Origin of the sequence: Methanosarcina siciliae T4/M, from assembly GCF_000970085.1 — an archaeon.
Taxonomy (GTDB): domain Archaea; phylum Halobacteriota; class Methanosarcinia; order Methanosarcinales; family Methanosarcinaceae; genus Methanosarcina; species Methanosarcina siciliae.
The window spans coordinates 1919751-1939478 of record NZ_CP009506.1 but is presented as its reverse complement, the minus strand read 5'-3'; the positions used below and the strand labels follow the sequence as shown (position 1 = coordinate 1939478).

16 protein-coding genes and 2 pseudogenes are annotated in these 19728 nt (G+C 44.9%); 8 read left to right on the top strand and 10 right to left on the bottom strand.

Annotated elements, in window-relative coordinates:
• The first annotated feature begins 12 nt into the window (after positions 1-12).
• The 5 genes from cofH (at position 13) to MSSIT_RS08240 (ending at position 4788) form a co-directional block, all read left to right on the top strand.
• Positions 13-1167 (top strand): 7,8-didemethyl-8-hydroxy-5-deazariboflavin synthase subunit CofH, encoded by a 1155-nt coding sequence (gene cofH, locus MSSIT_RS08260; protein ID WP_048174613.1) that lies wholly within the window; start codon positions 13-15, stop codon positions 1165-1167.
• A gap of 135 nt (positions 1168-1302) precedes the next feature.
• Positions 1303-1929 carry a 2-phospho-L-lactate guanylyltransferase gene (gene cofC, locus MSSIT_RS08255; RefSeq protein ID WP_048171550.1) on the top strand — a complete coding sequence of 209 codons (627 nt, stop codon included), beginning with the start codon at positions 1303-1305 and terminating at the stop codon, positions 1927-1929.
• 376 nt (positions 1930-2305) lie between these two features.
• On the top strand, positions 2306-2917 hold the full coding sequence (locus tag MSSIT_RS08250; protein ID WP_048174612.1) for a TetR/AcrR family transcriptional regulator: 612 nt from the start codon (positions 2306-2308) through the stop codon (positions 2915-2917).
• Between the two features lie 411 nt (positions 2918-3328).
• The gene (locus MSSIT_RS08245) at positions 3329-3568 is read left to right on the top strand and encodes a 4Fe-4S binding protein (RefSeq protein WP_269430817.1); all 240 of its coding nucleotides are present in this window, start codon (positions 3329-3331) and stop codon (positions 3566-3568) included.
• Entirely contained in the window at positions 3565-4788 is a 1224-nt protein-coding gene (locus MSSIT_RS08240) for a digeranylgeranylglycerophospholipid reductase (protein ID WP_048171547.1), read from the top strand. Before MSSIT_RS08245 ends, MSSIT_RS08240 begins: the two co-directional genes overlap by 4 nt.
• 122 nt (positions 4789-4910) lie before the next feature.
• Here MSSIT_RS08240 and MSSIT_RS08235 read toward each other — a convergent pair whose 3' ends face one another.
• Entirely contained in the window at positions 4911-6341 is a 1431-nt protein-coding gene (locus MSSIT_RS08235; protein WP_048171545.1) for a TrkH family potassium uptake protein, read from the bottom strand.
• 55 nt (positions 6342-6396) lie between these two features.
• Positions 6397-7743 carry a Trk system potassium transporter TrkA gene (trkA, locus tag MSSIT_RS08230; RefSeq protein WP_048171543.1) on the bottom strand — a complete coding sequence of 449 codons (1347 nt, stop codon included), beginning with the start codon at positions 7741-7743 and terminating at the stop codon, positions 6397-6399.
• Between the two features lie 213 nt (positions 7744-7956).
• Between trkA (MSSIT_RS08230) and MSSIT_RS25525 the strand changes: the two genes are divergently transcribed.
• Positions 7957-8256, top strand: a complete 300-nt coding sequence (locus tag MSSIT_RS25525; RefSeq protein ID WP_331456185.1) for a hypothetical protein — start codon at positions 7957-7959, stop codon at positions 8254-8256.
• Here the strand turns inward: MSSIT_RS25525 and MSSIT_RS08225 are convergent.
• From MSSIT_RS08225 to MSSIT_RS23050, 7 genes and pseudogenes are all read right to left on the bottom strand, one after another.
• Positions 8237-9013: a TrkH family potassium uptake protein gene (locus MSSIT_RS08225; RefSeq protein WP_269430816.1), complete on the bottom strand. Its 777-nt coding sequence runs from the start codon at positions 9011-9013 to the stop codon at positions 8237-8239. The genes MSSIT_RS25525 and MSSIT_RS08225 overlap by 20 nt on opposite strands.
• Positions 8985-9116, bottom strand: coding sequence for a hypothetical protein (locus MSSIT_RS25255; protein WP_269430815.1), 132 nt, complete (start codon positions 9114-9116; stop codon positions 8985-8987). Before MSSIT_RS25255 ends, MSSIT_RS08225 begins: the two co-directional genes overlap by 29 nt.
• 24 nt (positions 9117-9140) lie before the next feature.
• Complete coding sequence (gene trkA / locus MSSIT_RS08220; RefSeq protein ID WP_048171541.1) at positions 9141-10487, bottom strand: Trk system potassium transporter TrkA; 1347 nt, start codon at positions 10485-10487, stop codon at positions 9141-9143.
• A 546-nt stretch (positions 10488-11033) separates the two neighbouring features.
• A complete protein-coding gene (gene dnaJ / locus MSSIT_RS08215) occupies positions 11034-12182 on the bottom strand; it encodes a molecular chaperone DnaJ (protein ID WP_048171539.1) in 1149 nt (382 codons plus the stop codon).
• 111 nt (positions 12183-12293) lie between these two features.
• The gene (gene dnaK / locus MSSIT_RS08210) at positions 12294-14144 is read right to left on the bottom strand and encodes a molecular chaperone DnaK (RefSeq protein WP_048171537.1); all 1851 of its coding nucleotides are present in this window, start codon (positions 14142-14144) and stop codon (positions 12294-12296) included.
• Between the two features lie 285 nt (positions 14145-14429).
• Positions 14430-15059 carry a nucleotide exchange factor GrpE gene (gene grpE, locus MSSIT_RS08205; protein WP_048171534.1) on the bottom strand — a complete coding sequence of 210 codons (630 nt, stop codon included), beginning with the start codon at positions 15057-15059 and terminating at the stop codon, positions 14430-14432.
• Between the two features lie 155 nt (positions 15060-15214).
• Positions 15215-15373, bottom strand: a pseudogene (locus tag MSSIT_RS23050) (IS5/IS1182 family transposase); the annotation flags it as partial.
• A 266-nt stretch (positions 15374-15639) separates the two neighbouring features.
• Between MSSIT_RS23050 and MSSIT_RS23045 the strand changes: the two are divergent.
• Both MSSIT_RS23045 and MSSIT_RS08195 read left to right on the top strand, forming a co-directional pair.
• Positions 15640-15821: pseudogene (locus MSSIT_RS23045) on the top strand (hypothetical protein); the annotation flags it as partial.
• 345 nt (positions 15822-16166) lie between these two features.
• Entirely contained in the window at positions 16167-18989 is a 2823-nt protein-coding gene (locus MSSIT_RS08195; RefSeq protein WP_048171529.1) for a cation-translocating P-type ATPase, read from the top strand.
• An 86-nt stretch (positions 18990-19075) separates the two neighbouring features.
• Here MSSIT_RS08195 and MSSIT_RS08190 read toward each other — a convergent pair whose 3' ends face one another.
• Entirely contained in the window at positions 19076-19477 is a 402-nt protein-coding gene (locus tag MSSIT_RS08190; RefSeq protein WP_231590479.1) for a heat-shock protein, read from the bottom strand.
• Between the last annotated feature and the right edge of the window lie 251 nt (positions 19478-19728).

Below are 19728 nucleotides of genomic sequence, written 5' to 3'. Positions count from 1 at the left end.
GGAATGAACGGCATGTACATGAGAAAACCGGCAATTCCGGATGATGTCATTGAAAGGGCTCAGCAGGGAAAATGCACTAGAGAAGACGCCCTTCTCCTGCTTGAAGGAAACCCCTTTGAGCTTTTTGAGCTTGCCAACGAACTCAGAGCAAGTACCGTAGGCGACGTTGTAAGTTATGTGGTAAACAGGAATATCTATATTACAAACAAATGCGTCGGAACCTGCGGGTTCTGTGCTTACAGGACCGATAAAGGGTATATTCTGGGTATTGGGGAAATCCTGAAGCAAACGGAAGAGGCAAGAGAAGCCGGAGCTGTCGAGGTCTGTGTCCAGGGAGGATATACCCCAGAGGTAGATATGGAATTCTATCTTGAGATTATAGAGTCCATAAAGTCAAGTTTTCCTGATATCTGCGTCCATGCCCTGTCCCCGATGGAAGTAAACTACGCAGCAAGGCTTTCCGGCATGTCTGTCGAAGATGCCCTGCGTAAACTTAAAAAAAGCGGGCTTGATTCCCTTACCGGGACCTCTGCCGAGATCCTTTCCGACAGGGTGAGAAAGATAATCTGCCCCGGAAAGGTCACTACCCGGCAGTGGATTGACACTGTAAAAGCGGCACACAGGGCAGGGATTTCCACCAATTCCACTATCATGTACGGACACGTAGAAACTCTTGAAGAACGCCTTGACCACGTCTTCACCATCCGCGAAATCCAGAAAGAGACCGGGGGCATTTCGGAACTCATCCCCATGTCTTTTTTGCCCTACAACAACCCCATAGGGGAAAAAATGATGGCCTCAGGAAAGTTCACCAGCACAGGACTTGAAGACCTCCAGCTTATAGCCATTTCTCGCATAATATTACATACCCACGTAAACAATATTCAGGCCAGCTGGGTAAAATTAGGGAAAAAACTTGCCCAGTTTGCTCTGCAGTGCGGAGCCAACGACCTGGGAGGCACGCTTATGGAAGACCAGATCTCAACAGCTTCCGGGGGCAGCTATGGAGAATATGTATCTCCTGCCGAGTTTGAATGGATGATAAAAGGGGCAGGAAGAGTCCCCATACAGAGAGATACCCTCTACCGGAAGGTAGAACCAAGGTTGCCGGTTGGTGAAAGTTTGCTTCCGGGTTATGCAAAGCCAAAGATGGGCAGCAAAGAGTGAAAGCTGTAAATGGGCAGCAAAGAATAAAAACTTAATAAAAACTGAATTCGCGGGTAGGAAGAATAAAAGCCGAACAGGTAGATCAATCACAGAATTTCCCCGAGCTATAATTAACGAAAATATACAGGAGTCCAGATGAGAGCCGTAATCCCCTACAAAAAAGCCGGCGCAAAATCCAGGCTGTCGCCAGTCCTTAGCCTGGAGGAGAGGGAAGAGTTTGTAGAACTCATGCTAAATCAGGTAATCGATTCTTTAAGAAATGCCGAAATTGAAAAAATCGATGTCTTAAGCCCTTCTGTCTACGGACTCGAGGATATGACAAAAGCGAGAGTTCTGCTGGACGAAGATGACCTGAACGAAGCTCTCAACAGGTACCTCGCAGGCTCAAAAGAGCCTGTCCTGATTGTAATGGCCGACCTGCCTTTACTCTCCCCTGCCCACATAAAAGGCATATGTTCAACTGAAAAGGATGTATGCATCGTCCCGGGAAAAGGCGGGGGTACGAACGCCCTGTTTATAAAGAACCCCTCCAGATACAGGGTAAAGTATTACGGCTCAAGTTTTCTGACCCACTGTTCAATTGCAACAGATACCGGACAGGATTTTGAAATTTATGACTCCTTCCTTGCAGGCACGGATATAGACGAACCTGAAGATCTCGTAGAACTTCTCATCCACGGAAATGGTTCGGCAAAAGAATACATCAACCGAAAATTCCGCCTGGAAGTCAGCCGGGGAAGGGTCGGACTGGTTCCGCTTTAAGCTACTTGTCTGAAAATACCCCCGATAGACATCTGGCGTTTCCTCTTAATTATAAATTTCCTAAGTATCTTTTTTCCTTTACCCTTTCTTTTCTTTAAATCCTTCTATTTTTATCGACTTTTTTCTTTTTTCGGTATGAAAATACTTTTAAATCACTGTCATTATTTGTGTCTGTGATTTGAAATATTTCAGGTTTGTTTTTTGATCCAATAATTTTTGATCCAATAATTTTAAATAATTAATATGGTAATTAACCTATGAATTAAAAATCAAATGATTCACTGATATTCTCAGTTTTTGTTTTTAAAGTGGATGAACTTCGGGTATGGAAATCCAGCAAAACTCTGGAAGAGTTTCTTCCTTAAGAGGTGGGCCTGTGCGGTCTTTTACGGATGAAGAAAGAGAGATCATAAAAAGAAAAATTATAGACCGGGGAAAGGACTGCTTTTCCAGGTACGGGATTAAGAAAACAGGCATTGAAGACCTTACCGAGGGTCTGGGGATTTCGAAGAGTTCTTTTTATTCCTTTTTTATCAGTAAGGAAGATCTTTTTCTGCAGATCTTTAAGGAGGAAAAAGAGGCTTTAAAGGACAACATACTCGAAAATTCCTTCCTGAAATACAGGACGGAACCCGATAAGGCGATAAGGGCTTATCTCCGCTACGTGCTGGATATCGTAGATAACCATCCGATCTGGAGAAAAGTTTTAATTGAGAAAGAACAGTTTGAACTCACAATTTCCCGGTCTTCGGAGGAAGAACTCAAAAATATTCGTAGAGACAACGTGGCAATAATTCTTCCTTTTTTTGAAGAGTGGGAAGAAGCCGGGCTTCTTATTGACAAGCCCGCCCGGATTCTTGCAGAGACCACACAGACGGTTCTTTCCTTTATTCACTTCAGAAACGAAATCGAGGACGAAGATTTTTCCGAAATTATGGAGATCTTTATCGATCTGATAGCAGACAATATTGTAAAAAAGAGTTCATAGTGTCTCTGGCAGGAGTTCGGGTATATAACTGAGGTAGCTGATAGACAATGCTGTACTTAACAAAATGCTGTACTTAACAAGTTAGTATGGGAGCCAATAACTTTAAACTAGATAAATACAATAAATGTGGAAACTGATTCGAATTCTAAATTATATTAAAAGGATACATATGAATTCGGACATTACCTTCCTTGAAAAGAAAGTTAAATATTAAAAGATCTTAAGATATGAAAAAGATTATTAACAGAATATAATTTCGAAAGCATAGTTATCAAAAAAGAGATATTCAGGAATTATATTATATTCATTCGCTTAAATATTCATTCGCTTAAATATTCATTCGCTTAAAAACCCATTCGTTTAAATAATGTGGCATTATGTTTGTGAGCCTTTCTATTCATGCTATATTATTTGCAAGAGACGATATCTGCGGTTAACTATTATGATTTACCTTCAAAAGTTACAGGTGAGCTGGTGAGCATCAACATAAACAGATACAAATGTGGATACTGTGGTGCCTGTGTGGGAGTCTGCCCCAAGGGAGCACTCGAACTTGTGGAGACCTGGATTGAAGTAGATGAAAGTATGTGCATAAAATGCGGGATATGTGATCGTATCTGCCCGGTGGGAGCAATTGAGGTAATGAAATGAAGGATAGCTATGATGTTCTCGTGATAGGAGCCGGGCCTGCAGGTTCCATTGCTGCAAAAACGGCAGCTGAAAAAGGGCTTGATGTGCTTTTAATCGAAAAGCGCCAGGAAATAGGCGACCCTGTACGCTGTGCCGAAGGCGTAAACAAAGAATATCTCAAAAAACACGTTGAAATTGACGAAAGCTGGATCTGCGCCGACCTTAAAGGTTCCCGTATTTACTCCCCAAACGGCACCAAGGTCGAAATGGCAGAAGAAATCTCCGGTGGAGAGGTGGGTTATGTCCTTGAAAGAAAAATATTTGACCGTGCCCTCGCTGAGCATGCTGCAAAAGCCGGAGCAGAGGTTAGGGTAAAGACAAGGGCAACAGGCCTGATCATTGAAGACGATTTCGTGAAGGGAGCAAGGCTCATGCACCTGGGAAAAGAGTATGAAGTAAGGGCAAAAATAGTCATAGGTGCAGACGGAGTCGAGTCCAAGGTAGGCAGGTGGGCAGGAATAGATACCTCTCTGAAGCCCATAGACATAGAAACCTGCTCCCAGTACCTTATAGCAGGCGTGGACATAGATCCGGAATACTGCGAATTTTACATCGGAAATGAGATTGCCCCCGGGGGATACGTCTGGATCTTCCCTAAGGGGGGAGGGAAAGCCAATGTGGGAATAGGAATTCTGGGAAACAGAACAGGTAAATTCAAACCCAGACCTGTCGATTACCTCAATAATTTCGTAGAGAAAAAGTTCCCCAACGCCAGGATTGTAGAAATGATCTTCGGAGGAGTTCCGGTTTCGGGAAGCATTGAAAAAACTTCCTCAAACGGCTTAATGCTTGTCGGAGATGCGGCCCGCCAGTCCGACCCTATTACAGGCGGTGGAATCCTCAATGCAATGGATGCAGGAAAGATTGCCGGAGAAGCCTCTTACGAAGCCATCTCCGCAGGAGATGTTTCCCTTGAAAAACTTGAAGAAGTTTATGAAAAACGCTGGAGGGAAACTACCGGGCATGACATAGACATGAGCCTCATCGTAAAGAATTGTTTTATCAACCTCAAGGACGAGGACCTGGACGCCCTTGCCGATTCTCTCAAGGAAGTAAAGTTCGAGAGCATGAGGCTTTTTGACCTACTGCAGGCCCTCTTCAAAGCCAACAAAAAACTACTCTGGGACCTTCGCGTACTTTTCAAGGACGTAGCAAAAGAAGCGATGAAGAACAGAACATAATGCCTGAAAACCAGGCATTTCTACTCTTTTTATTATTCTTTTTTGAAAGTTATTCTTGCTCTTTATTGGGGCTTTTATTTCTTTTACTGGGATTATCCCGAAACTTCAGCTGCTTCAATAAATCACTTGTTCCAGAACTCCGGCGTAAAGAGCACTATTACAGTGTAGACTTCAAGCCTTCCTATCCACATGTTCGCAATCAGGATTAATTTTCCGAGAGGGGGGATCGGGTCAAAAGTTCCCATCGGACCTACCACATTAAGGCCGGGACCTATGTTCCCGAGGGTAGCTATGGAGGCAGTAGTTGAAGTTATGATATCCATGCCGAGTACCGCGAGGATAAGGGCACTTGACATAAAAATAAAGAGATAGATTACCACAAAGGAAAATATAGAGTTTATAACCTCGTCCGGAACGTTCTTGTTGTTGAATTTTACACCTCTTATGGCTCTCGGATGGAGGGACTTAAAAAGCTCCACTCTCCCGTGCCTGAGGAGCATGAGGATGCGCACGACTTTGATGCCTCCACCCGTAGAGCCGGCACACCCGCCTACAAACATAACGAGGAGAAGCACCATTTTTGCCGAGTCGGACCAGAGGTTAAAATCCGTTGTGGCAAACCCGGTCGTTGTCATGATGGAAACTACCTGAAAGATCGAAAGTCTGAAAGAGTCGAAAAACCCCGTATTAATATCGCGATAGAGCAGGAGGGTTAAAAGTCCGGTTGCTGCAAGGGTGAGGGCTGTATAGAAGCGAAATTCATCGTCTTTTAGAAGAAAGTCCTTATCAACATAAATTGCCCTGTAATGGAGAGCAAAGTTTGCACCTGAAACGAACATGAAAAACGTTATTATGTATTCTACCAGAGGGCTTCCGAAAGCTTCAATGCTCGCTCCATAAGGTGAAAAGCCTCCGCATGCCATTGTGGTAAAAGTATGGGTAATAGCATCGTATAAAGAAAGTCCTGCAAGCAGAAGGGCAACAACCTCCGCGAATGAGATTACAAAGTAGACCATCCACAGGATCTTTGCAGTTTCCCTTATTCTTGGTTTTAGCTTATCTTCGGTAGGTCCCGGCGCTTCAGCCCTGAAAAGCTGGCGTCCGGCAACTCCGAGTTTTGGCAGGACGGCAATGAAAAGCACAATGATACCCATTCCGCCCAGCCACTGCATCATGGACCGCCAGAAGAGGATGCCTTTTGGATGACTGTCAATGTTAGTTAAAATTGTAGAGCCCGTGGTTGTAAAGGCCGACATGGATTCGAAAAGAGAATTGAGGGGAGAAATCCCATCCAGCATAAAAGGAATTGCCCCGAAGACTGCAACTGCAAGCCAGCCCAGAGCAACGATTGCAAAACCTTCTTTGCGCATCCATTCTTCATCGGTTTTGTATGAAAGCAGGATTAAGCCGGTAAGGACGGTTATGACGATAGATACAAGAAATGGCGTCAGGCTTTCCCCGTAATAATAAGCGACTCCGAGAGGAACAATCATAAGCAACCCGAGAAGCCTGAGTAAACCGCCAAGCACATAAAAAACAATCTTAATATTCATGCCGATCCTCTGTTTTTTGCAGCTATGACCCTTTCAATGTATTCATACTTATTCCTTACTTAAACAACTTCTCAACATGAGGGACCGCGGAAGAAAGAGCAAAAACGATAACTCTATCCCCCTCCCAGATAATGAAATCTCCTCTGGGGATAATGACTTCATTCTTATGGACCACCATGGTGATGATTGCTCCTTTGGGAAACTTGACCTTGCTGAGCGCTTTTCCCACTATTTTTGACTGCCGGGATGCAGTGTACTCAATAATTTCGGCTTTTTCGCCTTCAAGCGTTGCAAGGGTTTCTATGCCCTTTCCCATAGTAAGCTTGAGGACCTCATTTACGGTTGCTGCTCTCGGGCTTACTGCAATGTCGATCCCAACCATCTCGAAAAGAGGCACATAGTCCGAGCGGTCAGCTCTTGCAATCACCTTTTTGGCGCCCATTTGCTTTGCAAGCAGGGAACAGAGCAGGTTTTTTTCGTCACTGTCCGTAACCGCAACAACAACATCCATATCCTCAATATTTTCTTCCTTTAGAAGGCTGACATCAGTGCCGTCCCCGTTGAGGATAAGGGCATTTTCCAGCACCTCGGCAACTTCTATGCAGCGGCTTTTCCGGTATTCAATGATCTTGAGGTCTGCGTTCTCATCCTTATCGATAATTTTGGCAAGGTAGAAGCCCACAATTCCGCAGCCGATAAGAAGTATTCTGTTTCTGTGGGACTCTTTGTCCCCGAAAACGCTCTCAAGGTTTTCCATGGCACTGGGCTTGCCCACAACTACCATACGGTCGTTTGCCTTGATCAGGTCGTCTCCTCTGGGGATAATTATTTCTTTTTCCCGGAAAATCGCACTGACAATGCAGCAGTCGTCAAGTTTGAGATCCTGCATATATTTTCCTACATACCTGTTGTCAGGACGAATGGCAAATTCCATCATCTGAACTTTGCCCCCTGCAAACATTTCCGCATCTATTGCGGAAGGGTTTGAGAGCACCTCAGCAACCTCCGAGGCAAGTGCAAGTTCGGGACAGATCATAATGTCCACACCTACCTGAGCTCTGGAGGTGACAGGCACATCGATGTAGTCCGGGTTGCTGACCCTGGCAATAGTTTTTGTTTCTTTCCAGCCGTGGTGGGATCTTATGATTAGCTTTGCAGTCATACAGGCAACGATATTAACTTCATCAATGCCAGTGACCGCAACGAGAATATCCACATCCGGAAGGACACTCGCAAGAATATCGGCATTTGCTCCGTTCCCTTCCACGACCTGAACATCCAGTTCATCTGCCCGTCTCAGAGCGCTCTCATTGTTTTCGATAACAATCACATCATGTGTGAGGGAAAGAAATTTTGCGATATGATATCCCACTTCACCTGCGCCGATAACCACTGCTTTCATAAGATTCCCTCAAAGAAAAGAATGTTCTCAAATATTACCTGCTTGCTTAAGTATTCTTTGGAAAAAAGAAACCGTAAATGAGTATATTTCTAAGAATTAGTATATTGTAACGTATAAATAGTCACCTTGTATATCGTAACGTATAAATAATCATCTAAAACTACAGAATTGGTGGGAGTTCAGGCATATCTGTGGTTATGTAGTGGTAATTAAATGTCTGACTATTCTGAAAAAAAAGAGATGCCTGAAAAACAGGTGTCTGAATATTCAGAGCCTGATGTTTTTGAGCCTGCGGACATCTCCGGTTCAGGAGTGCCAGAAGTCACTTGTGAAGAGTACCAGTACGGTGTACAATTCCAGCCTGCCAATCCACATATTACTGATAAGGACAATTTTACCCAGCGGGAGAAGAGACTCAAAGTTTCCCATAGGGCCAAAAAGATTAAAGCCAGGCCCGATGTTTCCGAGGGTCGTTATCGAAGTTGTAACCGAGCTAATAAGTTCTACCCCTAGCAGGGTTCAGAAGCATTGAGCTGAAGACAAAGACGGAGATGTAAATCACAACAAAAGAGAGTACGGACTGCAAAACGTCATCAGAAACAGTTTTTCCATTGAAACGGATGGGTTTCACAACTTTTGGGTGAATAAATTTAAAGAGTTCTCTTCTTGCGTATTTCAACATTAACAGAAAACGCACAACCTTCATGCCTCCTTCCGTAGAACCTGCACAGCCTCCTATAAACATGACTGCAAGGACCAGGACTTTTGCAGAGTCCTTCCACAGATTAAAGTCGACAGAGGCAAAACCCGTGGCTGTCATAACCGATGTTATCTGAAAAGAAGCGTAGCGGATGGAATTGAACAGGGAAAGTCCCATGTCTTTGTACAGGACAAGGGTAAGCAAGCCTGTAAAACCCAGAAGAAAGGATGCATAGACCCTAAATTCCTCATCCCTGAACAGTATGTTTTTATCAGTGCGGACTGCCCGGTAATAGAGGGCAAAGTTCGCCCCGGTTGCAAACATGAAAAAGGTAAGGACAAACTCGATTAGAGGGCTTCCAAAAGCTTCGATCCCTGCTCCGTAAGGGGAAAACCCGCCGCAGGCCATACAGGCAAAGGTATGGATGAGGGCATCGTAAAGGGACATCCCTGCCAGCATCAGGGCCAGAACCTCAAGAGCAGAGATAAGGACATAAAGGACCCACAGGATCTTTGCCGTATCTTTTATTCTCGGTTTTAGCTTATCTTCTGCGGGGCCCGGGGCTTTCAAGGGGTTCCCTGTAATAAAGAGCCACAAAAAGGGGAACAAACATGGTAAAAGCCAGAAGTACCAGAATTTTCCCCAGGGCGTTAAAAATAGCTTTATCATTCATGGAAAAACTTCTTCTCCGGAAAACTTATTTGAAGAATTTTTCCACTTCGGAAACCGCAGAAGCCATTGAGAATATAACTACACGGTCTCCGTTGTTGACGACGAAATCACCCCTCGGAATTATAGTTTCTTTTCCTCGTACTACCATATTGATAAGAGCTCCTTTGGGGAACTTTACCTTGTTTAAGGGTTTGCCGACAATTTTTGACCTATCGGAAGCCGTATATTCTATGATTTCGGCTTTTTCGCCTTCGATAGTCGTGAGCGTCTGTATGCCTTTGCCCATGGTTAGCTTGAGGACCTCGTTTACGGTTGCTTCTCTGGGGCTTACGGCCATGTCGATTCCGACCATTTCGAAAAGAGGCAGGTAGTCCGAGCGGTCAGCCCTGGCAATTACCTTTTTTGCCCCAAGCTGCTTTGCAAGCAGGGCGCAGAGCAGGTTCTTTTCGTCGCTGTCCGTGACCGCAACGACAACGTCCATGTCCTCAATATTTTCTTCCTTTAGAAGGGTGACATCAGTGCCGTCTCCGTTGAGCACAAGGGCATTTTCCAGCATCTCGGCAACTTCTATGCAGCGACTTTTCTTGTGCTCGATAATCCTCAAATCGGCGTTTTCCTCCCTGTCAATCAATTTTGCCAGATAGAAGCCTACGGTTCCGCAGCCAATAAGGAGAATTCTGTTTCTATGGGGCACTTTGCTCTCGAAAACGTTTTCAAGGGTTTCCAGGGCATCGGGCTTGCCTACAACTACCATGTGGTCGTTTGCTTTAATTAAATCGTCTCCGTGGGGAATTATGATCTGGTCTTCACGGAAAACCGCACTGACAATGCAACAGTCTGAAAGTCGGAGGTCCTGCATCTGCTTTCCAACGAGCCTGCTCTCCGGGTTTATTGCAAACTCGGTCATCTTTACTTTTCCCTCTGCAAACATTTCCGCATCTATGGCAGAAGGGCTTGAGAGCACGTCAGCAACTTCCGATGCGAGTGCAAGTTCGGGACAGATCATAAGGTCGACGCCAACCTGAGCTCTTGACGTAACAGGGGAATCTATATAATCAGGATTGCTAACCCTTGCTATGGTCTTTGTATCCTTCCAGCTGAGTTTGTTTTTTGTAATGAGTTTGGTGGTCATGCAGGTAACAATATTAACCTCATCAACACCCGTAACAGCTACAAGCAGATCAGCATTATGCAGAAATTTTGAAAGAACTTCTGCGTTCGCGCCGTTTCCTTCTACCACGAGCACGTCAAGTTCGTCTGCTCTTTTTGCTGCTTCCTCGTCTTTTTCTATAATTACCACATCATTTTTAGAGGAGAGAGCTTTTGCAATATGATAGCCTACTTCCCCTGCACCAATAATTACAGCTTTCATAGAACACCTTCAAAAAAACTGTTTTTAACGAATCTACCACTGTATAAATCACCGAACCAGAAGCAATGAGCACAGGACAGATTAAAAAGAACGAAAAGATTCGAATAAAAATAACCGAAGTGAAAGCAGTCAAAGTAAATAAAGCTAAAATAAACATATAGAATATCTCAGGCTCAATCCTTATGCGTAAAATGGCGCCTGATACGTAATTCGTTGCAGTAAAATTAACCAGCGTGTTATCATCTCTGGAAATTAACGTTTTGCAAACAAGAATTTTTCAAACCTATGCTTTTGCAAAGTAAGTATGATTCTTAGCATAGAATTAAACAGGTATATATAAATGTTTTTCAAACTTCCGGTATAGAAAATAGTCTTGATATAAAGATATTCTGCAAAGAAAAAAGCTATTCTGCAAAGAAAAAAGAAAGTTTATAAAGAATAATTCTCATGAAATCAAAAACAAAACAAGATAGAAAAAAGTGTGTAAAAGGGAAAAATAGAAAATTAAAAAAGATCTGAAAAATTAAAATTTAAGCCAAAGTTTTTTCAACTTTCAAAGGCATCTTTTACTTTTTCAAAAATCCCTTTTTTATGCTTTTCGGCTTTACTCTTTTCCTCTCCTTCGGGCTTCTTTCCTTTGCTCAGATACTCAAACTGGCGGAGCAGCTCTTTCTGCTCCTGATTGAGCTTTGTAGGAGTTTTGATCATCACTCTTACGAGCTGGTCCCCTTTGCCGTGCCCATGGAGGCGCTGTATGCCCTTGTCCCTGAGCCTGAAGACTGAATGGGTCTGAGTCCCTGCCGGGATATTCATTTTGACCTTACCGTAAAGGGTATCGACCATAACATCGGCTCCGAGTGCGGCCTGTGTGAAGGTTATTGGCAGTTCGGAGATTACATCGTAATCTACCCGCTTGAATTTCTTGTGTTCCATCACGTGGATGATAATATAAAGGTCTCCTGAGGGTGCACCCGGCTCTCCCGAATCGCCTTCTCCGCTGAGCCTGAGGGTCATACCCGAGTCCGCTCCTGCAGGTACGTTAACTGTTATTGTTCTCTTATTCCGGACTCTGCCCGCCCCGCCGCAAACAGAGCATGGGGACTCAATTATCTGGCCTCTGCCGTGACAGGTACTGCAGGTGGTGGTGCTTATGAACTGCATCCCCAGAGTTGAACGGGTGGTGCGGACCTGCCCCGTACCGCCACAGGTAGGGCAGCGTTTCGGGCTTGTGCCCGGTTTTGCTCCCGTGCCTGAACAGGTGGAACACCTTTCTGTCCTTGGGATATCGATATCTTTACGGACGCCGAAAGCAGCTTCTTCGAAGGTTATATAGAGGTCATACTGGAGGTCCGAACCTCTCCTTGGGCCCATAGGCCCGCCTCTCCTACCGCCTCCGAAAAACATTTCAAAAATATCTCCGAACCCACCGAAGTCCGCACCCCGGAAGATGTCCTCTGCACTGTATTGGTTATCAATTCCGGCGTGCCCGAAGCGGTCGTACTGAGCCCGTTTTTCCGTGTCTGAAAGAACGGCGTAAGCCTCGGATATTTCCTTGAATTTTTCCTCAGCCCCGGGGTCCTTGTTTCTGTCAGGATGGTACTGCAGTGCAAGTTTCCGGTATTTTTTCTTTATGTCTTCGACTGAGGCATCTTTAGGTAGTCCGAGAATTTCGTAATAATCACGTTTGGTAGCCATCAGGATTCCCTGTAGTTTTAAAAAAAATAAAGGAGACGGAACCTGTTCCCAGGTTTCCGGTCAGGCCTGGGAATTCCCAGGCATCTATTGTTTCTGTTAATTCTTCTTTATTTACTTACTCTTTTCGTCGTCAACTACTTCGTAGTCGGCGTCAACGACGGTATCATCAGGACCCTTTGCATCAGTGCCCGCTTCGCCTGCAGCCTGTTGAGCCTCCTGCTGGGCTTTCTGGTACATGGCTGTCGAAATAGGGTATACGGCTTCCTGAAGAGCCTCTGTCTTTGCCTTAATATCTTCGGCATCCTTTCCTTCAAGGGCTTTCTTCAGATCTTCAATTGCAGCATCAACTTTTGATTTCTGGTCTTCGGTAGCTGCATCGCCGGCTTCCTTGAGAGTCTTTTCCGCAGCATTGATCAAGGCTTCGGCGTTGTTTCTGGTCTCAACTTCTTCCTTGCGCTTCTTGTCTTCTTCGGCGTGGAGTTCCGCGTCCTTGACCATGCGTTCAATTTCTGCATCGGAAAGTCCGCCTGGTTTCTGGATGGAAATGGACTGCTCCTTGCCTGTGCCCAGGTCCTTTGCATTCACATGCAGAATCCCGTTTGCATCAATGTCAAAGGCGACCTCGATCTGCGGGATGCCCCTCGGCGCCGGGGGTATGCCGTCAAGGGTGAACCTGCCGAGAGTCTTGTTTTCAGAAGCAATTCCGCGTTCTCCCTGCAGGACATGGATCTCGACCGAGGGCTGGTTATCAGCAGCGGTTGAGAATATCTGGCTCTTTTTGGTCGGAATGGTGGTATTTCTCTGGATGAGTGGGGTTGCAATGCCCCCGAGAGTCTCGATTCCCAGGGTAAGGGGAGTAACGTCGAGCAGGAGGACATCTTTTACTTCTCCGCCCAGGACTCCTGCCTGGATAGCTGCCCCGATTGCAACTGCCTCGTCAGGGTTGATATTCTTGTAGGGCTTTTTGCCTGTGAAGTTCTCGACAAGTTCGACCACAGCAGGCATCCTTGTTGCGCCTCCTACGAGGATCACTTTGTCAAGGTCATTCGGGGTAAGTTTTGCATCGCTGAGGGCGCGGCGCATGGATACGAGGGTTTTTTCCAGGAGGTCCTCAGTCATCTTCTGGAACTGGGCTCTGGTCAGGTCCACGTCCATATGCTTTGGTTCCCCGTCAGTCCCGACGGTCAGGAAGGGGAGATTGATGTTGGTGCTGGCGACTCCCGAAAGCTCGATCTTTGCTTTTTCGGCAGCGTCTTTCAGGCGCTGGAGGATAGCTTTATTTTTGGAAAGGTCAATTCCTTCGGTTTTCTTAAATTCTGCGAGCAGGTAGTCGATAATACGCTGGTCGAAGTCGTCTCCGCCAAGGCGGGTGTCCCCGCTTGTGGACTTAACCTCAAAGACCCCGCCTCCGAGCTCCAGGATTGATACGTCAAAGGTCCCGCCTCCAAGGTCGTAGACAAGGATCTTCTGGTCCACATCTCCTTTGTCAAGCCCGTAAGCCAGGGATGCGGCTGTGGGCTCGTTTATGATTCTCATGACTTCAAGCCCGGCAATCGAACCTGCATCCTTTGTAGCCTGCCTCTGCGCATCGTTGAAATAAGCAGGAACTGTAATAACAGCTTGTTTTATTGTCTCTCCGAGATAAGCTTCTGCTTCCGTTTTGAGCTTCTGGAGGATCATTGCAGAAATTTCCTGAGGAGTGTATTCTTTTCCATGGAGTGTGACTTTGTAGTTTGCTTCTCCCATGTGCCTTTTAATGGAATAAACAGTGTTCTCAGGGTTTGAAATTGCCTGCCGCTTTGCGACCTGGCCCACAAGTTTCTCTCCTTTCTTGGAGAATCCTACGACTGAAGGAGTTGTTCTGCTTCCTTCGGCATTCGGGAGCACGACAGCGTCCCCGCCTTCCATCACTGCCATACAAGAGTTGGTAGTACCAAGGTCTATACCCAGTATCTTTGCCATATTATAGCCTCATAGTAAATTGTCAATTAAGTTATTTAGTTGGATTACCCATACAGGTTGTTTTTCAGGTTAATCAATTAAATTTCCGGTCAACGGACCCGGAAATAACTTAATAAATTTGTTCCTTCTGATCGGCAGGTCTATTTGTTAGTTTGTCTGCCCGGAGAAGTTATTGAATTTAGTGTCGATTTTAATGTAAGTTCGGTTTAACAGGTGTGAATGTAAGTTCGGTTTAACCGGTGTAAATGGAAGTTCGGTGTATGTCTGGTTTTGAGTTAATCAATTTTATTTTTCTGTCTCTTCAGGGTTTTTTGCCACTGAAACCAGAGCAGGTCTGACAACCTTTTCGTTCAGAGAATAACCCTGTTTGTAAACATCAACTATGGTATTATCCGGAACTTCGGAAGTTTCTATGTGCTGGATTGCCTCATGTCTGTGAGGGTCAAACTCCCCTGTCTTTTCGCATTTTATTCTCTCAAGCCCGTATTTTTCCAGGATAGAGAAAAACTGCTTTGAAAGCTGCTCAATTCCGCTTACAATCGAACCCATGTCTTCTGCAGTCCGTGCAGATTTCAGGGCACGTTCGAAGTTATCTGTCACTTCGACAAAGTCAAGAAGCACCTGTTCGAGCACAGCTTTTCGGTTTTCTTCCATCTGACGGGCGGTCCGTTTTTTGAAGTTCTCAAAATCCGCTGCAAGCCGGAAAAGTTGATCCTTGAGTAGTTCGTTTTCCTCCCTGCAGGTAGCCTCTGGACTCTTTTTAGCGCCTGAACCCGCAGGTTCTTTTTCAGGGCCTGCCGTTTTTTCACCGGCTTGTTCGGTAGAAGGTCCAGAGTTCCGGGCTTCGGAATTTTCAGCCTGATTCTGGCTATCTTCTTTAGAATGCGTACTTTCCTTTTTAGTGGACTTCTTCATTTATAGATCCCCATGAAATTATTGTAACGGTTCGCTCGCCTTGATCTGTGATTGTTTGTAATTCTATAAATAGTTTTTGGATAATCTGGTAGCAAATCTCCCAGAGTGAGCAAAAAAACGCATATGAAATTCTTTGAATAAGAGCCTATCCGACAGGTCCTGCCTACAACCCATCTTCTTACTCTAAAATCTGATATCTCTATTCTTGCGTTTTCCTCTCCTCGGGTTTTGATATGAACAGCATAACCATATTCTTTAACCAATTCTCTGATCTCAGGAGAATCATATCCTTTATCCATGCATATATTTTGAATTACTTTCATGCGTGTTCGGTTAAGTGATGAATAGTGATAAATTACCTCCATTCTCACAACAGTCTCCAAAAGTGTTATCACAGTGGAAGTTGGTAATGGGTGTCGATTTCATGTGAAAAAGACAAAATTTAAGGCATCCTTTTGGTGCAAAATCGATAGCTTTCAGGCAAGAAAATCCCTTAACCGATGACCAATGATTAATAGTTAGGATTTCTATAAAAACATATGTAGGAGTGAGTTTCTGATGTTTAACCGATGACTCACGAGAAGTCATCAGACTGGCTACGAATAATCTCAGTATCCATAAAGAAAAGTCATTCTACGAAACATTCTCCGAAGAGGAAGCAAAGCAGATCCGGAACAAGATAGAGTTACATTACACGCTGGAATTTAGAGTTATGTTACACTCCAAAATGCAAGTTGGCTCAATGCTGCAGAAATAGAGATATGAGAAAATTTCAAAGTATTATGTGAAATAATTGAATGGGTACGACACTAGATTTATAAGATGAGCAACATACATTGCGAAGGATATATAGAGGGAAACTCGGTGTTATGGAGATATCCGGACATTTAGCAGTTCGGAAACCGAAAATTGCTCAACGCCCAGAGAAGTTCCTGTATTCAACTGATTTTCTTTTAAAAAATGTAAAGGTCACACCTGGAAAGCTGTCAAGTTGTATCTCCAGTTACTGAGCAGAAGAATAACTCAACCCGTACTTAGATTAAGGAAGGCAGATAGAAAGGAATCTGCATAAAGCAAATTAAAAATGGTACCGAAGAGGTGACAAACGTGATTTTATCAGATCCAGGCGGCACTAAAGAGGGGATAAAGCAGCAAGATCTGGAAAAGAAAATGGGGAATGGTCCATACCGGAAAGAATCTTCCGAGTTAGTGGTTTCAGAGAGCCAGGATAAAGATACCGTTAAATGGCATTCTCAGGAAAATGAGAAAATCTTTAGAGAGCTTGAAACTTCCTCCAGGGGACTTGACCCTGAAGAAGCAGCCATCAGGCTCAAGGAATATGGAGAAAATACCCTTCCGACAAAGAAGCCCCCGAAACTTGCGGAAATAGTTCTTCACCAGTTTAAAAGCCCTTTAATTTACATCCTTCTTATAGCAGGAATAATCGCTGTTTTTATGGACGATCTCAGAGATGCGGGATTCATTTTTCTTGTAGTAATTATTAATGCTGTAATCGGTACTATCCAGGAATGGAAAGCAGAACAGAGTGCATCCCAGCTCCAGACAATCTTAAAAATTATGTCCCGGATCAGAAGAAGGGGGGTCGAGAGTGAAATTCCGGCTGAAGAGATAGTCCCCGGAGATATTGTCCTGCTCGAATCCGGAAGCCGTATCCCTGCCGACCTTCGTATTCTCCGGGCGACAAACCTCACCGTTGACGAATCGCTCCTTACCGGTGAGTCCGCTGCTGTACAGAAAACTGTGGGCGTACTTAAAGAAGATACTCCTGTGAGTGACCGGCACAATATGACATACGCTGGCAGTACTGTAATTACGGGACGCGGCTGTGGAGTTGCGACTGCAACAGGCAGCCGAACCGAAGTTGGCAGGATTGCCCGTGCAGTTACGGAAACCGAGTCTGCAAAGCCCCCTCTCCTCATACGGATGGAAGATTTTTCCCGGAGAATAGGAATTTTTGTGATCTTTGCCAGCGTCGTGATGAGCGCGGTTGCCCTTTCACAGGGAACCGCTCCTGTGGAGGTTTTTTTCCTTGCAGTAGCTCTCGTAGTGTCCGCTATTCCTGAAGGGTTGCCTGTAGGGGTTACGGTTGCACTTTCAATTGCGTCCACCCGTATGGCTAAAAGAAATGTAATCGTCCGCAAACTTTCTGCTGTCGAAAGTTTGGGAAGCTGCACTACAATAGCAACCGACAAGACAGGGACTCTCACTGTCAACCAGCAGACGGCAAGGATGGTCCTGTTGCCCCCTGGAAACTATTTTGAAATCTTGGGAGAAGGTTACATCCCTGAAGGTGAGGTAAAGAAGAAAGATGGGGGTTTCCCTAATGCAGAAGAGATGAAGAGACTCCAAAAATTTGCGCTGGCTACTGCAATCTGTAATGAAGGGACCCTCTATGAGGAAAATGGAAAATGGGTTAATCACGGAGACTCTATAGATGTAGCATTCCTTGCACTCGCATCCAAGATAGGAATAAACCCGAAAGAGGCGATGAAGGAAGTAAAAATAATTGCCGAAGTCCCTTTCGAATCAGAAAGAATGTACGCAGCTGTATATTATCAGGAAGATCGAAGCGAACCCGTCAGGTTGGCTGTCAAAGGGGCTATGGAAGCCGTTCTCCCGTATTGTACAGCGATGAATACATCGGAAGGCTCAGTTCCGATTAACCCTGATGCCCTGAACCAGGGACTGAATTTCCTGATGGAGGAGGGATATCGCGCTCTCGTTGTGGCTGAAGGTCAGATCTCAGGGGAAGTCGGCGAGGCGCCAGAACTCGAATCCGTAAAGCCAGAGCTCACATTTCTCGGCATTGCGGCGTTCATAGATCCTTTAAGGCCCGATGTTACCGAAGCGGTCCATACCTGCAAGAGAGCCGGAATTGATGTAATAATGATTACCGGGGATCACCCGAAAACCGCATATGCAATCGCCAGAGAGCTCGACATCACTCATTCCATCGAAGAAATGATCACAGGCAGAGAGATGGAAAAACTTGGAGACCCCGAACTCCCTGTTTTTATCTCTACGCTTGAGAAAGTGCGAGTTTTTGCAAGGGTGACACCAATTCAGAAGATGCAGATTGTAGATTCACTTGTCAGGAGGGGACATTTTGTTGCTGTTACAGGTGACGGAGTTAATGATGCTCCTGCACTCCAGAGGGCAAATATCGGCGTGGCAATGGGGTCAGGTACCGATGTGGCAAAAGATACATCTTCAATGATAGTAACTGATGATACATTCTCCTCGATTGTTGCAGGGGCTGAAGAAGGAAGAATTGCTTATGACAATATCAGGAAGGTCACTCTCCTTCTTATTTCAACCGGGCTTGCAGAAGTTATCCTTTTCATACTCGCGCTTTTTGCGGGCTTGCCAGTACCATTGCTTGCAGTGCAACTCCTCTGGCTTAATCTCGTTACAAACGGGATTCAGGGAGTGGCTATGGCCTTCGAGGCAGGGGAACCCGGAACAATGCTCAGGAAGCCGAGAAAGCCGGAAGAAGGGATTTTTAATAAACTGATGATAGAACAGACCCTTATCTCAGGAGTGACCGTTGGGGTCGTAGCGTTTGCAGTCTGGTTATGGTTAACTGGAGAAGGATATGAGGAAGACCATGCAAGAAATTTCCTGTTACTATTGATGATTCTCTTTGAAAATTGCCATGTGTTCAACTGCCGCTCCGAATACCGCTCCGCGTTCCGGGTGCCAATCAGGAACAATTATTTTCTGATTGCAGGCGTTATTATTATGCAGGGACTTCACATTGTTTCCATGCACATACCTTTTATGCAGGAACTTCTTGATTTAAACCCTGTTTCATTTGAGAGCTGGTTTAGCCTTTTTCTGATTGCCAGCATTGTCGTTGTCGTAATGGAGATATTTAAAAAGGTTAACTACCACTCAGCTAAAGACTGAGTGACTTCCTGGTTCATTCCTTCCTCTCTTGAGAGCAAGTCCCCAAGTTCTTCCCCACTTTCCGCAGGTGTCATGCCAAAGAAAAATCAGTAAAAGTGGTTCTGAAGTTTATACGATAGCACTTTGAGCATTACAACGCCTGCAATCATGCAGCCTGCAACTGCCGAAATTACCTGTTCCCATCCAATAGCGGAAATTCCTCCTCCCAGAGCAAACTGCACGCCTCCAACAAGGGAGACAAATACGAAGGAAAGTCCAAAGCCTGCAAGTGCTCCTCCCATAATGGAACTCAGGGTGTCTAGCCCCTGTCTCTCATAGAAGACCATCCCCCCTATAAACATGACAGCAAAGATCATAAGCACAAATGCCGACGGCAGGGGGCTTGATTTAGTAGAAAATATATCAAATACCCCTAACCCCATGTCGACCAGGAATATACCCATAAGAACCGCAACAGTGAGGGTTTTGACAAAAGGATTTTCAACCAAAGACTGAGATTTTGGGTTTCTGCTGTTGATTTTACCAGCCACCATCAAGATTATTTATTTACCTTTCCTTTTATGCTATAAACTATATAAATTATATAAACCTTTACTTACGTAACAGAATTAGTTACCTCTTATCCCTTTTTCCTTCTTTCCTTCACATCTCCTGATCTGTCTATTCGGATAATTTTTCCGTAGATTCAAAGAATTCATTTTCGTCTTCTTCCTTCTCTTCTTTTTGCGGGAAAGTTCAC